This is a genomic window from Nocardioides sp. GY 10127 (genome assembly GCF_004919085.1).
GTDB lineage: Bacteria > Actinomycetota > Actinomycetes > Propionibacteriales > Nocardioidaceae > Nocardioides.
The window spans coordinates 94075-115869 of the sequence record NZ_STGL01000006.1; the positions used below are offsets into that span (position 1 = coordinate 94075).

Genomic DNA, 21795 nt, shown 5'->3' on the forward strand with positions numbered 1-21795 from the left:
GCTCCCCTCGATCAGGTGAGGTCAGGTACTCCCACGGGTGTCGGGCGGTGCCCGGCCTGCCCGCTCAGCTGCCCGTGGCCAGCGTGTAGGTGGCGACGGCAGGCTGGTCGCCGTCCACGATCGCGTCGGCGTCCTCGGGCAGCGAGACGGTGAAGGTGAAGGTCGCGTCGTCGTGCGCGCGCAGGGTGCCCTGGTCGGTGGTGAAGTCCGCCATGGCCCCGAACGGGCCGGCGTAGACCTGGGTGCCGTCCCGGCGGATGTCGAGCCAGAGGTCGCCCTGCGCCGCGGCGTCGGCGTCCTCGGTCAGCCAGAGCTCGGTGTCGCGGTCGGTGGCGTTGGTGAGGGTGACGGCCCGCGACATGGACTCCCCCGGCAGGAGGGTGGAGACGGTGAGGACGGCGGTGGAGCCGTCCGTGGTCAGGTCGACGGCGCTCGCCGGGGAGGACGGGGACACCAGCGGCGTCCCGGAGAACCAGATGGCCAGCGCGAACGCCGCGACGACGGCCGCGGGGACGGCGAGCAGCTTGAGCTGCCGCGCGGTGACGACCGGGTTGTTCACCGGCATCGTGGTCATGGGTTCCACCTCCTGCACCGGCCTCCGTCGGCCGGTACGACCACGCTAGGAGGCGGCCCGGCACAGCCGCGGAACGTCGTGGGCACCCGTGCTCCACGGTTCGGTAACAGGTGTTTCAGGCGGTCCGGTCGGGCAGCAGGACGGCGGCCAGGTCGCCGTGCTCGGCCACCCGCTCCAGCACCGCGGTGAACGGCAGCTGCTCGAGGCCGAACGGGTCCTGCGCCCCCGCCTCGACCTCCGCCCACGTCACCGGCGCGGCCACCGTCGGACGCTCCCGGCCGCGCAGCGAGTAGGGGCTCACCGTCGTCTTCGAGGCCGCGTTCTGCGACCAGTCCAGGAACACCCGCCCGACCCGCCGCGACTTCGTCATCGTCGCCGTCACCGCCCGCGGCCGGGCCCGCGCCAGCGCCTCCGCGAGCCGCTGGGCCAGCGCCGAGGTCTCCTCGCTGGGGCGGCGCGGCGAGAGCGGCGCGTACAGGTGCAGGCCCTTGCTGCCGGAGAGCACGGGGACGACGTCCAGCGGCTCGTCCGCGAGGCCGTCGAGCCGCTCGCCGTCCACCTCCTCGCCGGCCAGCAGCGCCCGCACCGCCAGCGCGACCTCGCAGCACTGCTGCAGGCCGACGTCCTCGCCCGGGTCGAGGTCCACGACCAGCCGGTCGGCCCGGCGCGGCCGCCCGGAGCGTCCGACCTGCCACTGGTGGGCGTGGAGCTCGAGGGCCGCGAGGTTGGCCAGCCAGGTGAGCGTGGCCAGGTCGTCGACCACCGGCATGCGCAGGACGTCGCCGTGCCGCGACTCCCCCCGCGTGCCGCTGGTCGGCACCTCCACGACCCGGACCCAGGGCGGCGTGCCCTGGGGCGCGTTCTTCTCGTAGAAGGAGCCGTCGCCGACGCCGTGCGGCCAGCGGATGCGGGTGATCGCGCGGCCGGCGAGGTGCGGCAGCAGCACCGGCGCGATGGTGGCGTAGTAGTGCAGCACCTCGCCCTTGGTGGTGCCGGTGCGCGGGTAGAGGACCTTGTCGAGGTTCGAGATCCGCAGCCGGCGGCCGTCGACCTCGACCAGCACCTCCTCGCCCGCGGGGCTCACTCAGGCACCGATCGCGATGAGCGGGGTCTTGCCCGGACGCAGCCGGGCCAGGGCCTTGCGCAGGAACCAGCGCGGGGCGCTCACGCAGCCGGCGGTCGCGCCGTCACCGTTGACGTGCAGGAAGATCCCGGCGCCGCGGTGGCGGACCTGGAACGGGTTGTAGCCGATGACGACGGCGTACTCGTACTGCACCGGGTAGTCGGCCAGCCGCTCCGAGGCGTTGGGGCTGCTGGAGTCGAGCCACCAGCGGAAGCCGCCCTGGGACTTGTTGCGGTAGCGGTTGTAGTAGTCGGAGCGGTTGTCCTGCACCCAGTAGTCGCCGCCCTTGATCCGCCGGTACGTCAGGTGCCAGGCCTTGCGCTTCGCGTGCGTGCCGAAGGCGAAGGGCAGCCGGTAGGTGCCGATCGGCGTGGTGCCGGTGCCCTGGACGCGCTTGCGGGGCGCGGCGAGCCCGCCGTAGCCGATCCGCCCGTCGCGCGCCGACATCACCCGCTTCCAGCCGTCGTCGGTGCGGCGCCAGAGCGTCACGGTCGCGTGGTAGCCGCTGCGGCGGTTCACGGTGACGACCTGGTCGGTGGCCTTGCGGATGCGCACCTTCACCCCGCCGAGGTGGATCACCCGGCGGGTGGTGCGGGCCTGGGTGCTGCCCGCGGTCGCGGTGGTGGCGGCCGTGGCGGTGCCGACCGCCGAGGCCGGGAGCGCGGGCACCAGCGTGAGCAGCAGCCCCGTGACGAGCACGGGGAGGAGGGGAGTCCGGGAGGAGCGTCGGGGGGTGCGTGCAGTCATCATCAGATCTCGTCCGGGGTCAGGTCGGTGCGGACCGCGACGAGCGAGGGCTGTCGCAGCCTGTCGTGGCCGGAGCCGTGGGTCTCGACGTCCACCACGAGCGTGGGCTCGAGCCACGTGGTGCCCGCGGCGTCGGCGCGCGGCACCTCGTCGTCGAAGGGGCTCGCGGCGCGCGTCAGCCCGGCCACCAGCTCGGTGAGCCGGCGGCTGGCCCGAGGTCCGATGCCGCTCCCCACCCGGCCACGGTAGGCGAGTCCGTCCGGCGTCCGCTCACCCACGAGCAGGGCCGCGAGCTGCGTCCCGCCCTCCTGCGGGCGCCACCCGCCCACCACGTAGCTGCCCCGGTGCCGGTGGGCGAGCTTGCGCCAGTGGGGGCTGCGCTCGCCGGGGCGGTAGCGGCTGCCGCGGCGCTTGGCGACGACCCCCTCGAGGCCCTGGGTGCGGGTCGCCTCGAGCAGCATCTCGCCGTCGTCGTAGGAGGCCGGGACCTGCCAGCCGGAGCCGTCGAGCACCTGCGCGAGCAGGGCCCGGCGTTCCTCCAGCGGCTCCTCGAGGAGGTCGCGGCCCTCGAGGCGCAGCAGGTCGAAGACCATGAAGGTGGCCGGGAGGTCGGCGGCCAGGCGGGCCGCGGTCGCGGCCCGGCGCACGTGCATCCGCTCCTGGAGCACCCGGAAGTCGGGCAGCCCGCGGGCGTTGAGGGCGATCACCTCGCCGTCGACGACGACGTCGGCGTCCGGGCCGACCGCGGCCACGTCCGGCCAGGCGGTCGTGGACGCGTTGCCGTTGCGCGTCCAGGTCGCCACCCCGGCGTCCCCGAGCCCGGCGGTGGCCTGCGCGATGGTGCGCACGCCGTCCCACTTCACCTCGTGCAGCCAGTCGGCGCCCCGCGGCAGCGGGTCGGCCTTCGTGGCGAGCATCGGCAGGAACGGGATCACCGGGACATCGTGCACCCCGGCCCCGCGGGCTCCCCGCACCCCGGCGGCACACCCTTCCACCGGGGGGTCGATGACTTCGGCGGCCGCGACCGGTCAGACTGCACGGGTCCCCGGTCCACGGGGCACGCCGATCGGAGGAGCGGGCATGCGAGCGATCTGGAAGGGCGCGGTGTCCTTCGGGCTGGTCAGCGTGCCCGTGAAGCTGTACTCGGCGACGGAGAGCCACGACGTCTCCTTCCGCCAGGTGCACGCGAAGGACGGCGGTCGCATCCGCTACCAGCGCCTGTGCTCGCTGGACGGCGAGGAGGTCGCCTACTCCGAGATCGCCAAGGGCTACGAGACCGAGGACGGCGAGATGGTCGTCCTCACCGACGACGACCTGGCCGACCTGCCCGTCACGTCCTCCCGCGAGATCGCGGTCGAGAAGTTCGTGCCCAGCGACCAGATCGACCCGCTGCTGCTGGAGAAGTCCTACTACCTCGAGCCGGAGAAGACCGGAGCGAAGCCGTACGCGCTGCTGCGCGAGGCGCTGCGGGAGTCCGACCGGGTGGCCGTGGTGACGGTGGCGCTGCGCCAGCGCACCACCACCGCCGTGCTGCGGGTGCGGGAGACGGACGCCGGCGACGTCATCGTGCTGCAGACGATGATGTGGCCCGACGAGATCCGCACCCCCGACTTCTCCGTCGAGACCGGGGAGGTGAAGGACGCCGAGGTGCAGATGGCCCGGATGCTGGTCGAGACCCTCGCCGGCGACTTCCACCCCGAGGAGTTCTCCGACGACTACGCCGAGGCCGTCGAGGCCGTGGTGAGGGCCAAGATCGAGGGCGGGGAGGTGCAGCGCACCGAGACGTCCACCCGCACCTCCGGCGAGGTGGTCGACCTGCTGGCCGCCCTCCAGCGCTCCGTCGACGCCGCGAAGCAGGCCCGCGGGGAGACCACCGACGACGACACGTCGGGCGAGGCCGAGGACACCGATGAGAAGTCGGGCGCCGGGCGGTCGACCACGAAGAAGGCCGCGAAGGCCACTACGAAGTCCACCGCCACGAAGTCCGCGGCGAAGAAGACGGCCACGAAGAAGGCGGCCGCCTCGAAGACCACCGCGAGGAAGTCCACGGCCAAGAAGACCGCGGCGAAGAAGGAAGCAAGCTGATGGAGCGCACCGCACCCACCCCCGGCCAGCCGACCTGGATCGAGCTGTTCACCACCGACGCCGACGCCGCGTGCCGGTTCTACGCCGACCTGCTCGGCTGGACCGTCGGGGAGTCCAGCAGCGAGTTCGGCGGCTACCGCATGCTGTTCCTGGACGGCACGCCGATCGCGGGCGTCATGCCCGACGACGGCAGCGGCGCCCCGAGCGCCTGGAACACCTACCTGGCCGTCGAGGACGTCGAGGCGACCGTCGCCCGCGTGCCCGACGGCGGCGGCACCGTGCTCGTGCCCCCGGGCACCGTCGCGGACCTCGGCCGCTTCGCCGTGCTCGCCGACCCCGCCGGCGCCGTCGTCGGCCTGTGGCAGCCGATCGAGTTCGCCGGCTTCGCCCGGTTCGCCGAGGTCGGGGCGCCCGGCTGGTTCGAGACGCTGAGCACCGACTACGACGCGAGCGTCGCCTTCTACCGCGACGTCCTGGACTGGCCGACGCACACGATGTCCGACACCCCGGACTTCCGCTACACCACGCACGGCAAGGACGCCGAGGCCTCCGCCGGGATCATGGACGCCTCGGGCTTCCTCTCCGCCGGCCAGGCGAGCTGGCAGTTCTACCTCCTGGTGGAGAGCACCGACGAGACCGTCGCCCGGGCGCTCGAGCTCGGCGGCAGCGAGTCGCAGCCCGCCGAGGACACCCCCTACGGGCGGATCGGCAGCCTCGTCGACCCGCTCGGGGTGCCCTTCAAGGTCATGCAGTCGCTGGGCTGAGCACCGGCCACGGGCGCACCCGCTCGAGCTGGGCGGCCAGCGAGAGCAGGGTCGGCTCGTCGTCCGTGCGGCCGACGAGCTGGACGGCGAGCGGCAGCCCGTCCGGGCCGAGCCCGGCCGGGACGCTGGCGGCCGGGTTGCCGGCCACGTTCCACAGCGCCGCGTAGGCGATGGACGGCATCGAGGCCAGGGTGGCGCGCAACGGGCCGAGCCCGTCGAGCACGCCGATCTCGACGGGCCGGTGCGCGGTGGTGGGGGTGAGCAGGACGTCGACGTCCGCGAAGACCCTGTTGGCCTGGCGCCCGACGCGCTCGCCCTGCCGGATCGCCCACTCCAGGACGCCGGGGCGCACCCAGGCGCCGAGCCGGACCGTGGCCCGGGTGCGGCGCTCGAGCCGCTCGGGGTGCTCGACCGCGGCGGCCTCCGCGCGGATGCCGCCGAAGAACTGCGGGATGAACGCGGCGGTCGGGTCGGGGTAGTCGGGGTCGACCTCGCGGACGTCGTGACCCAGGTCGGCCAGCAGGGCCGCGGTCTCGGTGACGGCGCGGACGTGGCAGGCGTCCGGCTTCACCCCGCGCGTGACGGGCGCGGTGGACCAGCCGATCCGCAGCCGGCCCGGCTCGCGGGCGGCGGCCTCGACGAACGAGCCGGCCTCGCCGGCGCGGAACCGGTCGACGTCCGTGGAGCCGCGCACCACGTCGTAGACGAGGGCGCTGTCGGCGACCGTCCGCGCGAGCGGCCCGGCCGTGCCCAGCGCCCACCACAGGTGCGGGTGCGGGGCGGTGGTGACCCGCCCGCGCTGGGGCTTGAGCCCGAAGAGGCCGCAGGCGGCCGACGGGATGCGGATCGACCCGCCGCCGTCCCCGCCCATCCCGACCGGCACGACGCCGGCGGCTACCAGCGCCGCCGTGCCGCCCGACGAGCCGCCGGGGGTGCGGTGGTGGTTCCAGGGGTTGCGGGTGATCCCGCGCGAGACCGACTCGGTGAAGGGCCACGCCCCGAACTCGGGCATCGTGCTGCGCGCGAGCACGACGGCGCCGGCGGCGCGCAGCCGCCGGACGACCTCGGCGTCGGCGCCGACGGGCGTGCTGTTGCCGTCGCCGCCGAACGTGGTGACCTGGCCGGCGGTGTCGATCTCCTCCTTGATGACGACGGGCACGCCGTGCAGCGGGCCGGGGGTCTCCCCCGCAGCCAGCGCCGCGTCCCGCGCGGCGGCCTCTTCACGTGCCTCCTCCGCGAGCAGGACGCTCACCGCGTTGAGCGGCCCGGCCGCGACCGCGCGCACCAGCGCCGCCTCGGTGACCGCCAGCGCGCTCACCTCACCGGAGACGACGGCCTCGCGGGTGCGGACCGCGCTCCACCCGCCCGTCTCGTGCACGAGGACGTCGGAGGGGACCTGGCGCTGCGTCATGCTCCGCAGGCTACTGACGGGTCACCCGTTGCGGGAGGGGGTCGCCAGGGGGCTGGACCAGGGAACCCGACCGGACCCGGTCGCGTCCCACCCGCATGAGTCGACCTGCCGCCGTCGTCCGCCCCGTCCTCCTGGCCGGGGCCCTGGCCCTCGTCCTGACGGGCACCCTGACCGCCTGCGTCCAGGGCGAGACCGACGGCGGGCTGGGGCCCGACCCGATGGCCCCCTTCGGGCCGGTGCTCGGTCAGCCCCTGGTCGCCACGCGCGTCGACAGCGACGTCGCCCCCGCGGACGCCGACGTGCGGCTCACCTTCGACACCGCCGACGGGACCGGCAGCGTCTCCGGCAGCGCCGGCTGCAACACCCTGTTCGCCGACGCGAGCGTCGAGGACGACGTGCTGAGCGTCGGCCCGGTGGGTGGCACCGAGATGGCCTGCCCGGGCCGCCCGTTCGACGCCGACGTGTGGCTGAGCGACCTGCTCACCGGCTCCCCCACCGTCGAGGTGGTCGGCACGCAGGTCACCCTGCGCACCGACTCCGACGTCGTCGTCCTCTCCCCCGTCGAGGAGTGAACCGCCGGCCGCCCGACGACCAGGCCGACGATCAGGCCAGCGACGCCTCCCACGCGTCGTGCAGCGAGGCGTACCGGCCCTCGCCGGAGGCCACCAGGTCGGCCGGCGAGCCGTCCTCGACGACCCGGCCGTGCTCCATCACCAGCACCCGGTCGGCGATCTCCACGGTGGAGAGCCGGTGGGCGATGATGATGGCCGTCCGGCCCGCGAGCACGGTGCGCAGCGCCTTCTGGACCAGCCGCTCCGAGGGGATGTCGAGCGACGAGGTCGCCTCGTCGAGGATGAGCACCGCCGGGTCCGCCAGGAACGCCCGCGCGAACGCGACCAGCTGCCGCTGGCCGGCCGAGAGCCGGCCGCCCTGGTTGGCGACGTCCGTGTCGTAGCCCTCGGGCATCGCGGAGATGAAGTCGTGCGCGCCCAGCGCCTTCGTGGCGGCGACGACCTCCTCCATCGTGGCCTCGGGCCGGCCGAACCGGATGTTGTCGGCGATCGACCCGGAGAAGAGGTAGTTCTCCTGGGTCACCATCACGACGTGCCGGCGCAGCGTGTCGGAGTCGAGCTCGCGCACGTCGACGCCGTCGAGCCGGACGGCGCCGGCGGTCGGGTCGTAGAACCGGGTGGCGAGCTTGGCCAGCGTCGTCTTGCCGGCGCCGGTGGTGCCGACGACCGCGACGGTCTGCCCCGCGGGCAGCGTGAGCTCGAGGTCGGGGATGACCGGGCGACCCTCCACGTAGGAGAACCCGACGCCGTCGAAGTGCAGCTCACCGCGCGCGTCCGGCAGGGCCCGCGGGTGCTCCGGCTCCGGGACGCCCGGCTCCTGGTCGAGCACGCCGGCCAGCTTCTCCAGGGCCGCCGAGGCCGACTGGAAGGTGTTGTAGAACTGGCTGATGTCCATCATCGGCTCGAAGAACTGGCGCAGGTAGAGCAGGAACGCGGCCAGGACGCCGACGGTCACCTCGCCCGTGTAGGCCAGGTAGCCGCCGTAGCCGAGGACGACGGCGATGGTGACGTTGCCGATGAGCCGGGTGCCGGGCATGAACCAGGTGACGAGGCGGAAGGCCCCGAGGTTGGCGACCCGGTACTGGTCGTTGACGTCGTCGAAGATCTCCTGGTTGCGCGGCTCGCGGCGGAACGCCTGGACGGCGCGGATGCCGCCCATGGACTCCACGAAGTGGACGATCACGAGCGCGACCTTCTCCCGCGTCACCCGGTAGGAGCGGGCCGAGGCCTTGCGGAACCAGTTGGTGAGCAGCACCAGGCACGGGAACGAGAGCAGCGAGACCAGCCCGAGCTTCACGTCCAGGTAGAGCAGGATGCCGGCCGTGCCGAACAGCGTGAGCGCGGCCTTCACCAGCCCGTCGAAGCCGGTCTCGAGCATCTCGTAGATCGCCTCGACGTCGGAGGTCTGGCGGGAGATGACGCGGCCCGAGGTGTAGGTGTCGTGGAACGCCGGGCTGAGCGCCTGGAAGTGCCGGAACACGCGGCGCCGCAGCTGGTAGAGGACGTCCTGGCCGACCCGGCCCTGGAGGACCAGGAACCGGTTCCGGCTCACCGCCTGCACCACGGTGGCCACGAGGACGACCCCGACGATCCCGAGGAGCGGTCGGACGTCGCCGTCCTGCGTGATCGGCGGGATGCCGACGTCGATGCCCTCCTTGACCAGGTACGGGATCGCCAGGCGCGCGGCGTTCTCGATGACGACGGCCCCGGTGAGCAGCCACAGCAGCCGGGCGTGCGGGCGCAGGAGCTCGACGAGCAGGCGCCGGGCGCCGCCGCCGAGCGTGCCGGAGGTCATCCGCTCCGCGGCCTCGTCGCGGTCGACGTCCGCCTCGCCGCGCCAGGCGCGGGTGCGCTGCTGGGCTTCCGTGGGGGCGTCGGTGGGCGCGCCGGTGCGAGTGCCGGTGGGGGTGCTCATGCGCTCATCTCCTCGGCGCGCTCGTCCTCCGCGGCCAGCAGGTCGCGGTAGGCGGGGACCGTGGCGAGCAGCTCGCGGTGGTCGCCGACGTGGGTGATGACGCCGTCCTGCAGCAGCGCGACCCGGTCGGCCAGCAGGACCGTGGAGGCACGGTGGGCGACGATCAGGCCGGTGGTGTCGGCCAGGACGCGGCGCAGCGCCGCCTCGACCAGGGTCTCGGTGTGGACGTCGAGGGCCGAGAGCGTGTCGTCGAGGACGATGACGCTCGGCCGGGCCAGCACCGCCCGGGCCAGGGCGAGCCGCTGGCGCTGACCGCCCGACAGCGACATGCCCTGCTCGCCGATGCGGGTGTCGAGCCCCCAGGGCAGGTCGTGGACGAACTGGGCCTGGGCGACCTCGAGCGCCTCCTCGATCTCCGCCTCGGTGGCGTCGGCGCGGCCGAGGGTGAGGTTCTCGCGGGCGCTCATGGAGAACAGCGTCGGGTCCTCGAACGCCGTCGCGACCAGCGTGCGCAGGTGGGTGAGGTCGAGGTCGCGCACGTCGACGCCGTCCAGCGTGACCCGGCCGCCCGTGACGTCCCACAGGCGGGGCACGAGGGCGGTGAGCAGCGTCTTGCCCGCGCCGGTCGCGCCGACGAGCGCGACGGTCTCCCCCGGCGCGAGCTCGAGGTCGACGCCCTTGAGGACGTCCTCCCCGGGCTCGTCGGGGAACGCGAACCGCACGCCCTCGAACCGCAGGTGGCCCCGCGGCCGCTCGATGGTGCGGGTGCCGCCGACGATCGCGGGCTCGGTGTCGAAGATCTCCAGGATGCGGGCCGAGGCGGTCATCGACTCCTGGGCCATCGCGAGGATGACGCCGAGGGAGGAGACCGGCCAGACCAGGCTGAGCATGAGGGTGATGAAGGCGACGAGCTGCCCCGGGGTGAGCCGGTCGGTGCCCACGCCCCACGCGCCGAGGGCCAGGACCACGACGACGGCGAGGTTCGGGATGCCCTCGAGGAACGTCCAGAAGGTCGCCGACATCCGCACCTTGCGCATGGACGTCGCGCGCAGCTGCTCGGCCGCCCGCTCGTACTGCGCCGACACGTGCTCGCTGCGGCCGAAGGACTTGATGACGCGGATCGCGACGGCGGCCTCCTCGGCCCGGGTCGCGAGGTCGCCCTGCTCGTCCTGCACCTGCCGGGAGACGACCACGTAGGACTTCTCGAAGCGCATGGAGAGCCAGATGATCGGCACCGACACCGCCGCCACGACCAGCCCGAGCGGCCAGTACATGAGCAGCAGGATCACGCAGGTGACGACGAGCTGGACGATGTTGGTGAGCAGGAAGAGCATCCCGAAGCCGGAGAACCGGCGGATGAGGCTCAGGTCCGTGGTCGCGCGCGAGAGCAGCTGCCCGGACTGCCAGCGGGTGTGGAAGCTCATCGGCAGCTGCTGGAGCCGCGCGTAGAGGTCGCCGCGCAGGGTGGTCTCGAGGCCGAGGACGGCCTTGTTCTGCACCCAGCGGCGCGCGAAGATCAGCACTGCCTCGAGCACGCCGAGCGCGAGCGCCAGTGCAGCCAGCGCCGGCAGCATGCCGATCTCCCCGTCGGTCACCGGGCCGTCGATGATCGCGGCGGTGACCAGCGGGATCGCCAGGGACAGGCCGACCCCGGCCAGCGCGGCCAGCAGCATGAAGAGCAGCTGCCAGCGGTAGGGGTACAGGTACCCGCGCAGCCGCCAGAGCGAGTGCACGCCGGCGGGCGGTTGGACGTCGGGGTCGGGCCCGGTCAGGGCACGCGAGGAGGAGGTTGCCATCGTCATCGACTGTAGGCGGCGGCGCCGACAGGCGCGACGGATGAAGCACATCCCTACATCGCCGGGTCAGCGTCCTCCCGCCCGGACGTGACTTCCCGCCCCGGGACGGCCAGAGCCGACCGTCCCGGGGCGGGAACCAGGGGTGGCGTCAGCGCGACGCCGTGAGGGAGCGCACCGTCCGCAGCCCGACCGAGAGCCGCGCCAGGTCGGCGCCCTCCTCGGCGCACAGCTGGGCGACGGTCGAGGCCGCCCGGTCGACGATGGACTCCCGGCCTGCCCGCCACGCGTCCACGCGGGTGTCCGCGTCGGCGCCCGGCTCGGAGGCCGCCAGGACCTGCGAGGTGAGGTGCAGGTGGACGCCGGCCAGGTCCTCGCGCAGCGCGGCGCGGGCCATCGACTGCCACCGGTCGTGGCGCGGGAGGGCCTGGATGCGCTGCTCGAGCGACGACAGGCCGAGCCGCTCCGCGAGGGCGAACCAGACGCGGGTCACCTCGGCGGGGTCTCGCTCCTCGGCGAGCGCGAGCTCGACGAGGGCCGGGACGGCCGCGGCCGGGCCCAGCACGGACAGCGAGCGGGCCAGCTCCTCCGGGACGCCAGACTCCAGGAGTCGCGCCCGGTTCTCCTCGCACGCGGTGCGCACGCGACCGGTGACGAGCTCGGGCAGGGCGGCCAGGGTCGCGCCGACCGGCTCCGAGAGCCGGGCCACGACCTCCTCGGCGCCGGCGCCGTCGTTGATGAGGTGCTGCCCCACGAGCCAGCGCGTGCAGCGCTCGACCAGCGTGCGCAGCTCGATCCGCAGGCGGGTCTGCAGGCCGGCGTCCACGACGAAGTCGAGGTCGCGTACCCCCGCCACCAGGCAGCGGGCCCCCACGATCTCCTCGGCCACGAGCATGGCGACGACGAGCTCGGGCACCGTGGCGCCCGCCTCGGCGGTGAGCCGGTGGGCGAAGGTGATGCCGGCGGCGTTGACGACCTCGTTGACCACCTGGGTCACGACGATCTCGCGGCGCAGCGGGTGGCCGTCGATGGCGTCGGAGAACTTCTCCCGCATCGCGGAGGGGAAGTAGCCGGGCAGGCCGCGGAGCAGGTACTCCTCGTCGGCCACGCCGGAGGCCAGGAGCTCCTCGGCGATGACGATCTTCGTCCAGGCCAGCAGCACCGACAGCTCGGGCGCGGTGAGCCCCTCGCCGTTCTCGGCGCGACGCTGCACCTCGGCGGTGGTGGGCAGGCCCTCCACCTCGCGCGAGAGCACCCCGTCGTCCTCGAGCCGGAGCATCTGGTCCTCGTGGACGTTGACCAGCGCCGGCGCGCCCCACAGGGAGTTGGCCAGGGCCAGGTTCTGCTCGCGGTTGTCGCGCAGGACGAGCGCCGCCACCTCGTCCGTCATGGACGCCAGCAGCTGGTTGCGCTGCTTGCCGGTGAGGTCGCCGGCCCGCACGACGCGGTCGAGCAGGATCTTGATGTTCACCTCGTGGTCGGAGGTGTCCACGCCCGCGGAGTTGTCGATGAAGTCGGTGTTGATCCGACCGCCGGCGCGGGCGTACTCGATGCGGCCGGCCTGGGTCAGGCCCAGGTTGCCGCCCTCCCCCACGATCGCGGCGCGGACGTCGCGGCCGTCGACGCGGATGGCGTCGTTGGCCTTGTCGCCGGCGTCGGCGTGGGACTCGGTCGAGGACTTCACGTACGTGCCGATGCCGCCGTTCCACAGCAGGTCCACCGGTGCGGCCAGGATCGCCCGCATGAGGTCGTTCGGGGGCAGGTGGGTGACGTCGTCGGCCAGGTCGAGCACCTCGCGCACCTGCGCCGAGATCGGGATCGACTTCGCCTGCCGGCTGAAGACGCCGCCGCCCTCGGAGATGAGCGCCGCGTCGTAGTCGCGCCAGGACGAGCGGGGCAGCTCGAAGAGCCGCTTGCGCTCGGCGTAGGAGACGGCCGCGTCGGGGTGCGGGTCGAGGAAGACGTCCCGGTGGTCGAACGCGGCCACCAGGCGCGTGTGCTCGGACAGGAGCATCCCGTTGCCGAACACGTCGCCGCTCATGTCACCGACGCCGACGCAGGTGAAGTCCTGCCGCTGGCAGTCGATGCCGCGCTCGCGGAAGTGCCGCTGGACCGAGACCCACGCGCCGCGGGCGGTGATGCCCATGGCCTTGTGGTCGTAGCCGACCGATCCGCCCGAGGCGAACGCGTCGCCCAGCCAGAAGCCGTAGTCCTGCGCCACCGCGTTGGCGATGTCGGAGAAGGTCGCCGTGCCCTTGTCGGCCGCGACCACCAGGTAGGAGTCGTCGCCGTCGTGGCGCACCACCGACCGCGGCGGCACGGTGCGGCCGTCCACCAGGTTGTCGGTGATGTCGAGCAGGCCGGAGATGAAGGTGCGGTAGGCCGCCTTCCCCTCCTCCAGCCAGGCGTCGCGGTCCACGGTCGGGTCCGGGAGGTCCTTGGCGTAGAAGCCGCCCTTCGCGCCCACGGGCACGATCACGGTGTTCTTCACCATCTGCGCCTTCACCAGACCCAGGATCTCGGTGCGGAAGTCGTCGCGCCGGTCCGACCAGCGCAGGCCTCCGCGGGCGACCGAGCCGAACCGCAGGTGCACGCCCTCCACGCGCGGGGAGTACACGAAGATCTCGAACTTCGGCCGCGGCTGCGGGAGGTCCGGGATCGACTTCGGCTCCAGCTTGAGCGAGAGGTAGCTCTTGGGCTGCCCGTCGGCGTCCGCCTGGAAGTAGTTCGTGCGCAGCGTCGCCTGCACGTGGGTCAGGTACGAGCGCAGGATGCGGTCGTGGTCGAGGCTGGCCACGTCGTCCAGCGCCCGCTCCACGTGGGCGGCCATCGTGGCGCCCGCGTGCCGGCGCTGGGCCGCGTTGTCCCCGCCCTCGGGGTCGAAGCGGCTGGCGAAGAGGCGCACCAGCAGGCGGGTGATGTCGACGTTGACCGCCAGCGCCTCCTGGATGGTGTCGGAGCCGAACGGCGAGCCGCCCTGGCGCATGTACTTGGCGTAGGCGCGCAGCACGGCGACCTCGCGCCACGTCAGGCCGGCGGCCAGGACGAGGCGGTTGAAGCCGTCGGTCTCGGCCCGCCGGTCCCAGATCGCCCGGAGCGCGTCGACCACGAGGGTCTTGGCCTTCTCGGGGAGCTCGCGGCCGTAGTGCAGGCCGAACTCGTAGACGTAGGTCGGACGGTCCAGGTGGTCGAGCTCGTAGGGGCGCTCGTCCACCACCTCGACGCCGAGGGAGGCGAGCATCGGCAGCACGCGGGACAGCGAGAGCGCCGGGCCGACGCGGAACACCTTGAGGCGCACCTCGCCCCGGCCGGCGTCCAGCCGCTCGTAGAGGGCGAGGTCGAGGCCCTCGTCCACGCCGGCGGCCTCGTTGGCCTCGCGGACGGCCTCGAGCCGACCGAGGTCGACCGCCGCCGTCCGCGGGGAGAAGTCCTCCTTGTACGCCTCGGGGAACGCGTCCCCGAAGCGGCGGACGAGCTCGGTGCCCGCGTTCTCGCCGTGCTCGGCGAGGACGGCGGCGGTGAAGTCGTCGCGCCACGAGCGCGAGGCGTCGACGAGCCGACGCTCCAGCTCGGCCGGGTCGAGGACGCGGAGCGTGCCGGTCACCGTCGGGTCGGCCTCGCCCTGCGGCAGGTGGACGACGAAGTGCACCCGGGCCGTCGTCGACTCGTGGATGCGCACGGTGAACTCCACCGAGGTGCCGCCCAGCTGGTCCAGCAGGATCTGGCTGAACTTCTCGCGGACGGCCGTGTTGTACCGGTCGCGCGGCAGGTAGACGAGCACCGAGACGTAGCGGCCGTAGGTGTCGGCGCGGGTGATGGCCCGCACCGAGCGGCGCTCGCGGGCGTGCATCGCCGCGGTGGCCATGCCGGCCAGCTCGGCGACGTCGGTGTGGAACAGCTCGTCGCGCGGGTAGGTCTCGAGGGTGTCCATCAGCGCCCGACCCGCGTACGAGCTCGGGTCGAACCCGCTGCGGGCCAGCACCTCGGCGGCCTTCTCCTTCAGCAGCGGCACGCGGAGCAGCGACTCGGCGTAGGCGCTGGAGGCGAAGAGGCCGAGGAAGCGGCGCTCGCCGGTGACGTTGCCGTCGGCGTCGAACGTCTTCACGCCCACGTAGTCGAGGTAGGCGGGGCGGTGCACGGTGGCGCGCGAGTTGGCCTTGGCCAGCACCAGGACGCGCTTCTCCCGCGCCTTGGCCCGCACCGGCTCCGGGAGCCGGGCGAAGGAGTGGCTGGTCTCGTCGGTGGAGCGCAGGATGCCGAGGCCGCTGCCGGCGACCGCGCGCAGCACGTCCTCGCCGTCCTGGACCTCGAGCACGTAGTCCCGCGCGCCGAGGAAGGTGAAGTGGTCGGAGGCGAGCCAGTCGAGCAGCTCGGCGGCCTGGCGGACCTCGTCCGCGGGCAGGCCCGCCGGCGGGGTCTCCCGCAGCGCGCCGGCGATCTCGCGGGCGCGGGCGCGGGCCGGCGTCCAGTCCTCCACGGCCACGCGGACGTCGCGCAGCACCCGCTCCAGGTCGGCGACCAGGGCCGGGACGAGTCCGCTGGACGCGCCGTCGTCGGGCACCCGGTCGATCTCCACGTGCATCCACGACTCGCGCAGCCAGCCCTCCTCGGGGCTGCTGCCGCTGTCGGTGACGGGCCGGACCTCCAGCAGGGCGCCGGACTCGTCGCGGCGCACGTCGAAGTGCGGGTGCACCACGAGGTGGACGTCGTGCAGCCGACGCGAGAGCTCCATCGTCACGGAGTCGACGAGGAAGGGCATGTCGTCCGTGACGACCTCGACCACCGTGTGGCCGCCCGCCGACCAGCCCTGCTCGGCCAGCGTCGGGGAGAGGACGCGGACGCGCGCCGTGCCGGTCTCGCGCTTGGAGGCCAGCCGGTAGTGGCTGGCCAGCGCGCCGAACACGTCGCAGTCGGCCCTGCCGGTGAGGTCCTCGGGCGCGACGTAGCGGAAGTACGCCGCGAGGAGGGCTCCCACGAGCTCGTGCGGTGGCCCGCCCGTCCCCTTGCCCGCGCAGGCCAGCTCGGTGGCCCTCGCGATCAGGTCGGACTTGCCCAGGTCTGAGGTATGCGTCGCCGTTGACACGCCACCGACACTAGGGGCCACCACCGACGCCGCCAACACCAGCGCGCCGGTCTTGCCCTTGTCTCCACCACCTCTTGCCCGTCTCTTGCCTGACGGCGCTGGTGGGGGCGCTGGCGGCAAAGAAGTAGTCCCTGACGAACGGACGCCCTTTCCTGCGGAAAAGCGGTCCGTTCGTCAGGGACTGTCACCGCCCCGGGGCCCGGAGGGGCCCGGTGGAGGGGCGGCGTGGAGCGGGGTCAGCGCCAGCCGAGGGCCGGGGCGACGTGGGTGAGCAGCGACTCCAGGACGTGGGCGTTGTACTCCACGCCCAGCTGGTTGGGGACGGTGAGCAGCAGCGTGTCGGCCGAGGCGATGGCCTCGTCCTCCCGCAGCTCCTCGATGAGCTTGTCGGGCTCGGCCGCGTAGGACTTGCCGAACCGCGCCTTGACCCCCTCGAGCATCCCCACCTGGTCGTTCGAGGAGCCCTGGCCGAAGTAGGCCGCGTCCTCGGCGGTGACGATCGGGAAGATGCTGCGGCTGACCGAGACGCGCGGCGCCCAGTCGTGCCCGGCGTCCGCCCAGGCCTTGCGGAAGCGCTCGATCTGCTCCGCCTGGAGGGCGTGGAACGGCACGCCGGTGTCCTCCGACAGCAGCGTGGAGCTCATCAGGTTCATGCCCTTCTGGGCGGTCCACTCGGCGGTCGCGCGCGTGCCGGCGCCCCACCAGATGCGCTGGCGCAGGCCGGGGCTGTGCGGCTCGATCCGCAGCTTGCCGGGCGGGTTGGGGAACATCGGCCGCGGGTTCGGCTCGGCGAAGCCCTGGCCCGAGAGCACCTGGAGGAACACGTCCGTGTGCTGGCGCGCCATGTCGGCGTGGTCCTCGCCCGGGGACGGCTCGTAGCCGAAGTACCGGTAGCCGTCGACCACCTGCTCCGGGCTGCCCCGGGAGATGCCGAGCTGGAGCCGCTCACCGGCCAGGAGGTCGGCGGCGCCGGCGTCCTCGGCCATGTAGAGCGGGTTCTCGTAGCGCATGTCGATGACGCCGGTGCCCAGCTCGATGCGGCTGGTGCGGGCGCCGGCGGCGGCGAGCAGCGGGAACGGCGAGGCCAGCTGGCGGGCGAAGTGGTGCACCCGGTAGTAGGCGCCGTCGACGCCGAGCTCCTCGGCGGCGACCGCGAGCTCGACGGACTGGAGCAGGGCGTCCGACGCCGACCGCGTCTGGCTGTGCGGCGACGGCGTCCAGTGCCCGAAGGACAGGAACCCGATCTTCTTCATGTTCACCTCAACAAGATTGACGCTTCAATCTTCCCGTACCGGCAGCCGGATCGCACGCACGATCCCGTCACAACCGTCACAGCCGTGTCGCGCGCACCGGCACGGCCACCACGCCGGGCAGGATGGGCCCATGAGCACCCACCTCTCCCACGCTCTCACCTACGCGGGCGACACCGACACCGTCCGCGCGCTCCTCCTGGACCCCGGGTTCCGCGAGGAGGTCGCGACCCGGCAGAAGGTCCTGCGCCACGACGTCGAGGTCAGCGAGGACGGCTCGACGACCGTCGTCCGCGTCGAGCAGGTGCAGCCCGCGACCGGCCTGCCCTCCTTCGCCACGAAGCTCGTGGGCGAGGAGATCACCATCGTGCGCACCGAGACCTGGCGCGGCGGCGTCGCCGACGTCGAGGTGGTCATCCCCGGGAAGCCGGGCGAGATGACGGGCACCGCCACCCTCACCGAGGACGGCGACAGCGTGGTCCAGCACGTCGAGCTCGAGGTCACCGTCCGCATCCCGCTGGTCGGCGGCAAGGTGGAGAAGCTGATCGGCGACATGCTCCTCAAGGCCCTGCGGGTCGAGGAGAAGGTGGGCAACGAGCGCCTCGCCTGAGCCGCCCGCTGACGCAGCCACGTGACGACGGCCCGGCCCCGGGGATCGCCCGAGGCCGGGCCGTCGTCGTGCTGCTCGCCGTCGCCGGCGTGACCGTCAGCCCATGTAGGGGTAGCGGTAGTCCGTCGGCGGCACGAACGTCTCCTTGATGGAGCGCGGGCTCGTCCAGCGCAGGAGGTTCACGGCGGCGCCAGCCTTGTCGTTGGTGCCGGAGGCGCGGCCGCCGCCGAAGGGCTGCTGGCCGACGACGGCGCCGGTGGGCTTGTCGTTGACGTAGAAGTTGCCCGCGGCGAACCGCAGCGCCTCGCTCGCCCAGGCGATGGCCGCCCGGTCCTGGCTGATGACGGCGCCGGTCAGGGCGTAGGGGGCCACCGACTCCAGCTGCGTCACGATCGCCTCGAACGCGCCCTCGACGGAGTCGTCGTAGACGTGGACGGCGAGGATCGGCCCGAAGTACTCGGTGGAGAAGATCTCGTCGGCCGGGTCGTCCACAGTGATGACGGTCGGCCGGACGAAGTAGCCGACCGAGTCGTCCGTCTGACCGCCCGCGACGACCTCGAGGCCCTCGGTGGCGCGCGCCCGGGCGATGGCGGCCTCGTGCTTGGCGAAGGCGCGGTCGTCGATGACGGCGCCCATGAAGCTGGTGAGGTCGGTCGGGTCGCCCATGGTGATGCCCTCGACCTCGGCGACGAGGGAGTCCTTCATGACCGCCCAGGTCGAGGCCGGCACGTAGGCGCGGGACGCCGCGGAGCACTTCTGGCCGGAGAACTCGAACGCGCCGCGGATCATCGCGGTGCGCAGCACGTCCGGCTGGGCCGAGGGGTGGGCGACGATGAAGTCCTTGCCGCCGGTCTCGCCGACGATCCGCGGGTAGGAGCGGTAGCCGGTGAGGTTCTCGCCGACCTGCTTCCACAGGTGCTGGAACGTGGCGGTGGAGCCGGTGAAGTGGATGCCGGCCAGGTCGGGGTGCGCGAGCACGACCTCGGAGACGTCCAGGCCGTCGCCGGGGAGCATGTTGATGACGCCGGCGGGCATGCCGGCCTCCTCGAGCAGCTCCATGGTGAGCGAGGCGGCGAGCTGCTGGGTGGGGCTCGGCTTCCACACCACGGTGTTGCCCATGAGCGCGGGGGCGGTGGGCAGGTTGCCGGCGATGGCCGTGAAGTTGAACGGCGTGATCGCGTAGACGAAGCCCTCGAGCGGACGGTGGTCCGTGCGGTTCCAGATGCCCGGGCTGTTCGCGATCGGCTGGTCGGTGAGGATCTGCTTGGCGTAGTGGACGTTGTAGCGCCAGAAGTCGATGAGCTCGCAGGCGGAGTCGATCTCGGCCTGGAAGGCGGTCTTCGACTGGCCGAGCACGGTGGCGGCGTTGAGCTTCTGCCGCCACGGGCCGGCGAGCAGGTCGGCGGCCTTGAGCAGGATCGCGCAGCGCTCGTCGAAGGGCATGTCGCGCCAGGCCGGGGCCGCGGCCAGCGCGGCGTCGACGGCCGCCTGGGCGTCGTCCTTGGTGGCGTTGCGCAGGGTGCCGAGCCGCTTGGCGTGCGCGTGCGGCTGCACGACGGAGATCTCGGCGCCGCCGCCCATGCGCCACTCGCCACCGATGTAGGCGGGCAGGTCACGCGGGGTCGAGGCCTGGAGCTCGTCGATGGCGGCCGCGAGCGCGGCGCGCTCCGGGCTGCCGGGGGCGTACGTCAGGTTCGGCTCGTTGAGCGGAGCCGGGGGAAAGCTGATGGCGTCCATGGCGGTCCTCCTTCGTGGGTGCGGCTTGCTCCCCCACCGTAGGCCGCGGACCTCCCGCACACATCAGACGGACGTCACGGGCTCACCACCCGGGAACCAGACATCTGTCACCCGGCGCGGCCCGGAACCAGCCCGGAACCAGCCTGAGCCACCAGTCCGCTCAGCCGAGCAGGTGTTCGACCTCCTGCGTGGCGAACCAGAGCAGCTCGTCGTCGACGTCCTCGAACGGCTCGGTGTCGACGTGCACGGCCGCGACCTGGGAGAGCGCCGCGACGTCCCCCTCGGCCCGGACCTCGGCGACGACGACCACTCGGCGCCGGTCCTCCCCCGCCAGCTCGGCCGAGGCGTCGGCGGCACCCATGAGGGCGGCGTACTCCGACTCCTCGCCGTCGTCGACGGCGCTCACGCCGTCCGCGGTGGGCACCTGGCCCTGCGCGAACCACCCCGCCAGCAGCGCGTAGCTGCCCGGCACGTAGACCCGCACGCTCATCGACTGTTCCTCCTGCTCACGTTCACGTCCTCGTCCTCGGCCCACCCGCGGGCCCGGACGGCTGCTTCTTCTTGCTCGGCCGCCTGCCCCGCGGCGCCCGCGGGCGCTGGCCGGAGACGGTGTCGACGAGCTCGGCGAGGGCCTCGGTGAGGCACTGCCCGAGCACGTCGGCGTCGGGCACCCGGTCGCGGTCGGCGGTGATGCCGTAGGCGACCTCCCCGTCGTAGGAGGTGACGCCGATGGCCAGCAGGTGGCCGGGCAGCAGCGGCGGCACGGGGTAGGTCGAGACCATCCGGGAGCCGGCGGCGTACAGCGGCGTCTGCGGGCCCGGCACGTTGGTGACGGCGAGCTGGAAGCCGCGTCGGGGCTCGCCCGCGGCCACGCGCCCTGCCACGGCGTGCACGGTCGTCGGCGCGAAACCGGACAGGCCGGCCAGGCGCTCGGCGGAGACCCCGCGGCCCGTCTCGTGGTGGGCGGTGAAGGAGTAGGAGACCTGGTGGAGCCGGACGACGGGGCTCGGCTCGCCCACCGGCAGGTCGACGTAGTGCGGGGCGATCTGCGACCCGAGGATCGTCGCCTCCATCTCCTCGTCGATCACCGACATCGGCGCCAGGGCCCGCACCCGGCGCAGGCCGCCGAGCGACTGGTGGCGCGTCATCAGCCACGCCCGCAGCCCGCCGGTGACGGTCGCCAGGACGACGTCGTTGACCGTGCCGCCGTGGGTCTCGCGCACCGCGCGGTAGTCGGCGAGGTCGGTGAAGACCGGCACCACCCGGCGCTGCGCGGAGTGGCGGCCGCTGATGGCGCTGTCCCGGTCCGGCCGGCCGGCGATCACGGCGTCCAGGAGGCGGCCCCCTCGCTGGAGGGTGCCCTCGACCGTGCGGACCGCGGAGTCGGCCCGCGACTGGGCCGTCTGCGCCAGCGTCCGCGGGTCGCTGAGGTTGTCGCGGACGGCCTCGCGCACCAGCGTCATCGCGCTGGGCCGGCGCTCGGGGCGCCACTCGTCGCCGCCGAGGTCGCGCGGCTCGGGGTCGCTGTCGAGCAGCACCTGGCCGAGGTCGACGGTCGTCACGCCGTCCACCATCGCCTGGTGCGACTTCGACAGGAGCGCCACCCGACCGTCCTCGAGGCCCTCGACGACGTAGAACTCCCACAGCGGCCGCGAGCGGTCCAGGGGCCGGGAGACGATGCGGGCCACCAGGTCGCGCAGCTGGTCCTGCGTGCCAGGACGGGGCACGGCGCTGCGGCGCACGTGGTAGCCGAGGTCGAAGTGCGGGTCGTCGACCCACGCCGGGTTGGCGAGCCACCCCGGCACCCACTGCACCTTCTGCCGGTAGCGGGGCACGAAGCTGATCCGCTCCGAGACGAGCGCGAGCATCCGGTCGTAGTCGAAGCCGCCCTCGCCGGGCTCCACGACCTGCACGGTCGCGTGGTGGTGCGGGGTGGAGGCGGTCTCCTCGACGAGCAGGGCGACGTCGCGCGCCCGCAGTCTGTCCGTCACGCTCGTCCTCCCTGCCGCCTGCCGTCCGCACCCCGGCTCCGGGTGCCGGGTCGGCGCCGTCGGAGGGGTCGGTGCGTGCGATTCTGTCAGAGCCCGCCCACCCCGGCGGTCCACCGCGCGAGCCGATCACGAGGGAGCCC

General features: G+C 73.4%; 16 protein-coding genes. 4 read left to right on the top strand and 12 right to left on the bottom strand.

Annotation, left to right across the window (positions count from 1 at the left end; translation table 11 throughout):
- Positions 1 to 64 precede the first annotated feature (64 nt).
- The 4 genes from E8D37_RS10530 to ligD (E8D37_RS10545) all read right to left on the bottom strand — a co-directional run bounded on the left by E8D37_RS10530 (position 65) and on the right by ligD (E8D37_RS10545) (position 3379).
- Positions 65 to 574 carry a hypothetical protein gene (locus E8D37_RS10530; RefSeq protein ID WP_136569738.1) on the bottom strand — a complete coding sequence of 170 codons (510 nt, stop codon included), beginning with the start codon at positions 572 to 574 and terminating at the stop codon, positions 65 to 67.
- Between the two features lie 115 nt (positions 575 to 689).
- A complete protein-coding gene (gene ligD, locus E8D37_RS10535) occupies positions 690 to 1658 on the bottom strand; it encodes a non-homologous end-joining DNA ligase (RefSeq protein WP_136569739.1) in 969 nt (322 codons plus the stop codon).
- Positions 1659 to 2444: a L,D-transpeptidase family protein gene (locus E8D37_RS10540; RefSeq protein WP_136569740.1), complete on the bottom strand. Its 786-nt coding sequence runs from the start codon at positions 2442 to 2444 to the stop codon at positions 1659 to 1661. It abuts the gene before it with no gap.
- Positions 2445 to 2446: 2 nt separating this feature from the next.
- Complete coding sequence (ligD, locus tag E8D37_RS10545) at positions 2447 to 3379, bottom strand: non-homologous end-joining DNA ligase (RefSeq protein ID WP_240770342.1); 933 nt, start codon at positions 3377 to 3379, stop codon at positions 2447 to 2449.
- 145 nt (positions 3380 to 3524) lie between these two features.
- Between ligD (E8D37_RS10545) and E8D37_RS10550 the strand changes: the two genes are divergently transcribed.
- Together E8D37_RS10550 and E8D37_RS10555 are read left to right on the top strand one after the other, a co-directional pair.
- Positions 3525 to 4529 carry a Ku protein gene (locus E8D37_RS10550; RefSeq protein ID WP_136569741.1) on the top strand — a complete coding sequence of 335 codons (1005 nt, stop codon included), beginning with the start codon at positions 3525 to 3527 and terminating at the stop codon, positions 4527 to 4529.
- The gene (locus E8D37_RS10555; RefSeq protein WP_136569742.1) at positions 4529 to 5293 is read left to right on the top strand and encodes a VOC family protein; all 765 of its coding nucleotides are present in this window, start codon (positions 4529 to 4531) and stop codon (positions 5291 to 5293) included. Before E8D37_RS10550 ends, E8D37_RS10555 begins: the two co-directional genes overlap by 1 nt.
- Here the strand turns inward: E8D37_RS10555 and E8D37_RS10560 are convergent.
- Positions 5274 to 6704, bottom strand: coding sequence for an amidase (locus tag E8D37_RS10560; protein WP_136569743.1), 1431 nt, complete (start codon positions 6702 to 6704; stop codon positions 5274 to 5276). The two genes, E8D37_RS10555 and E8D37_RS10560, sit on opposite strands and share 20 nt — an antisense overlap.
- A 95-nt stretch (positions 6705 to 6799) precedes the next feature.
- Here E8D37_RS10560 and E8D37_RS10565 point away from each other — a divergent pair, with 95 nt between their 5' ends.
- Positions 6800 to 7276 (top strand): META domain-containing protein, encoded by a 477-nt coding sequence (locus E8D37_RS10565; RefSeq protein ID WP_136569744.1) that lies wholly within the window; start codon positions 6800 to 6802, stop codon positions 7274 to 7276.
- Positions 7277 to 7307: 31 nt separating this feature from the next.
- Here the strand turns inward: E8D37_RS10565 and E8D37_RS10570 are convergent, their stop codons facing one another.
- The 4 genes from E8D37_RS10570 to E8D37_RS10585 form a co-directional block, all read right to left on the bottom strand.
- Positions 7308 to 9191 carry an ABC transporter ATP-binding protein gene (locus E8D37_RS10570; RefSeq protein WP_136569745.1) on the bottom strand — a complete coding sequence of 628 codons (1884 nt, stop codon included), beginning with the start codon at positions 9189 to 9191 and terminating at the stop codon, positions 7308 to 7310.
- Positions 9188 to 10987, bottom strand: a complete 1800-nt coding sequence (locus E8D37_RS10575; RefSeq protein ID WP_136569746.1) for an ABC transporter ATP-binding protein — start codon at positions 10985 to 10987, stop codon at positions 9188 to 9190. Before E8D37_RS10575 ends, E8D37_RS10570 begins: the two co-directional genes overlap by 4 nt.
- Positions 10988 to 11135: 148 nt before the next feature.
- Positions 11136 to 16067 carry an NAD-glutamate dehydrogenase gene (locus E8D37_RS10580; protein ID WP_240770343.1) on the bottom strand — a complete coding sequence of 1644 codons (4932 nt, stop codon included), beginning with the start codon at positions 16065 to 16067 and terminating at the stop codon, positions 11136 to 11138.
- Positions 16068 to 16303: 236 nt separating this feature from the next.
- Positions 16304 to 17320 carry an LLM class flavin-dependent oxidoreductase gene (locus E8D37_RS10585; protein ID WP_136570082.1) on the bottom strand — a complete coding sequence of 339 codons (1017 nt, stop codon included), beginning with the start codon at positions 17318 to 17320 and terminating at the stop codon, positions 16304 to 16306.
- 130 nt (positions 17321 to 17450) lie between these two features.
- Between E8D37_RS10585 and E8D37_RS10590 the strand changes: the two genes are divergently transcribed.
- Complete coding sequence (locus tag E8D37_RS10590; RefSeq protein WP_168929715.1) at positions 17451 to 17927, top strand: DUF2505 domain-containing protein; 477 nt, start codon at positions 17451 to 17453, stop codon at positions 17925 to 17927.
- A 96-nt stretch (positions 17928 to 18023) separates the two neighbouring features.
- Here E8D37_RS10590 and pruA read toward each other — a convergent pair whose 3' ends face one another.
- From pruA to E8D37_RS10605, 3 genes are all read right to left on the bottom strand, one after another.
- Positions 18024 to 19664 (bottom strand): L-glutamate gamma-semialdehyde dehydrogenase, encoded by a 1641-nt coding sequence (gene pruA / locus E8D37_RS10595; protein WP_136569748.1) that lies wholly within the window; start codon positions 19662 to 19664, stop codon positions 18024 to 18026.
- Between the two features lie 160 nt (positions 19665 to 19824).
- Positions 19825 to 20154, bottom strand: a complete 330-nt coding sequence (locus E8D37_RS10600) for a hypothetical protein (protein WP_136569749.1) — start codon at positions 20152 to 20154, stop codon at positions 19825 to 19827.
- Positions 20155 to 20176: 22 nt separating this feature from the next.
- Complete coding sequence (locus E8D37_RS10605; protein ID WP_136569750.1) at positions 20177 to 21655, bottom strand: wax ester/triacylglycerol synthase family O-acyltransferase; 1479 nt, start codon at positions 21653 to 21655, stop codon at positions 20177 to 20179.
- Positions 21656 to 21795: the final 140 nt, after the last annotated feature.

Bases quoted from the DNA above. Each gene is read 5' to 3' on its own strand.
- E8D37_RS10600 (WP_136569749.1), bottom strand. From the start codon at position 20,154: ATGAGCGTGCGGGTCTACGTGCCGGGCAGCTACGCGCTGCTGGCGGGG.
- E8D37_RS10565 (WP_136569744.1), top strand. From the start codon at position 6,800: ATGAGTCGACCTGCCGCCGTCGTCCGCCCCGTCCTCCTGGCCGGGGCC.
- E8D37_RS10590 (WP_168929715.1), top strand. From the start codon at position 17,451: ATGAGCACCCACCTCTCCCACGCTCTCACCTACGCGGGCGACACCGAC.
- E8D37_RS10570 (WP_136569745.1), bottom strand. From the start codon at position 9,191: ATGAGCACCCCCACCGGCACTCGCACCGGCGCGCCCACCGACGCCCCC.
- E8D37_RS10555 (WP_136569742.1), top strand. From the start codon at position 4,529: ATGGAGCGCACCGCACCCACCCCCGGCCAGCCGACCTGGATCGAGCTG.
- E8D37_RS10560 (WP_136569743.1), bottom strand. From the start codon at position 6,704: ATGACGCAGCGCCAGGTCCCCTCCGACGTCCTCGTGCACGAGACGGGC.
- E8D37_RS10575 (WP_136569746.1), bottom strand. From the start codon at position 10,987: ATGGCAACCTCCTCCTCGCGTGCCCTGACCGGGCCCGACCCCGACGTC.
- pruA (WP_136569748.1), bottom strand. From the start codon at position 19,664: ATGGACGCCATCAGCTTTCCCCCGGCTCCGCTCAACGAGCCGAACCTG.
- E8D37_RS10585 (WP_136570082.1), bottom strand. From the start codon at position 17,320: ATGAAGAAGATCGGGTTCCTGTCCTTCGGGCACTGGACGCCGTCGCCG.
- E8D37_RS10540 (WP_136569740.1), bottom strand. From the start codon at position 2,444: ATGACTGCACGCACCCCCCGACGCTCCTCCCGGACTCCCCTCCTCCCC.
- E8D37_RS10530 (WP_136569738.1), bottom strand. From the start codon at position 574: ATGACCACGATGCCGGTGAACAACCCGGTCGTCACCGCGCGGCAGCTC.
- E8D37_RS10550 (WP_136569741.1), top strand. From the start codon at position 3,525: ATGCGAGCGATCTGGAAGGGCGCGGTGTCCTTCGGGCTGGTCAGCGTG.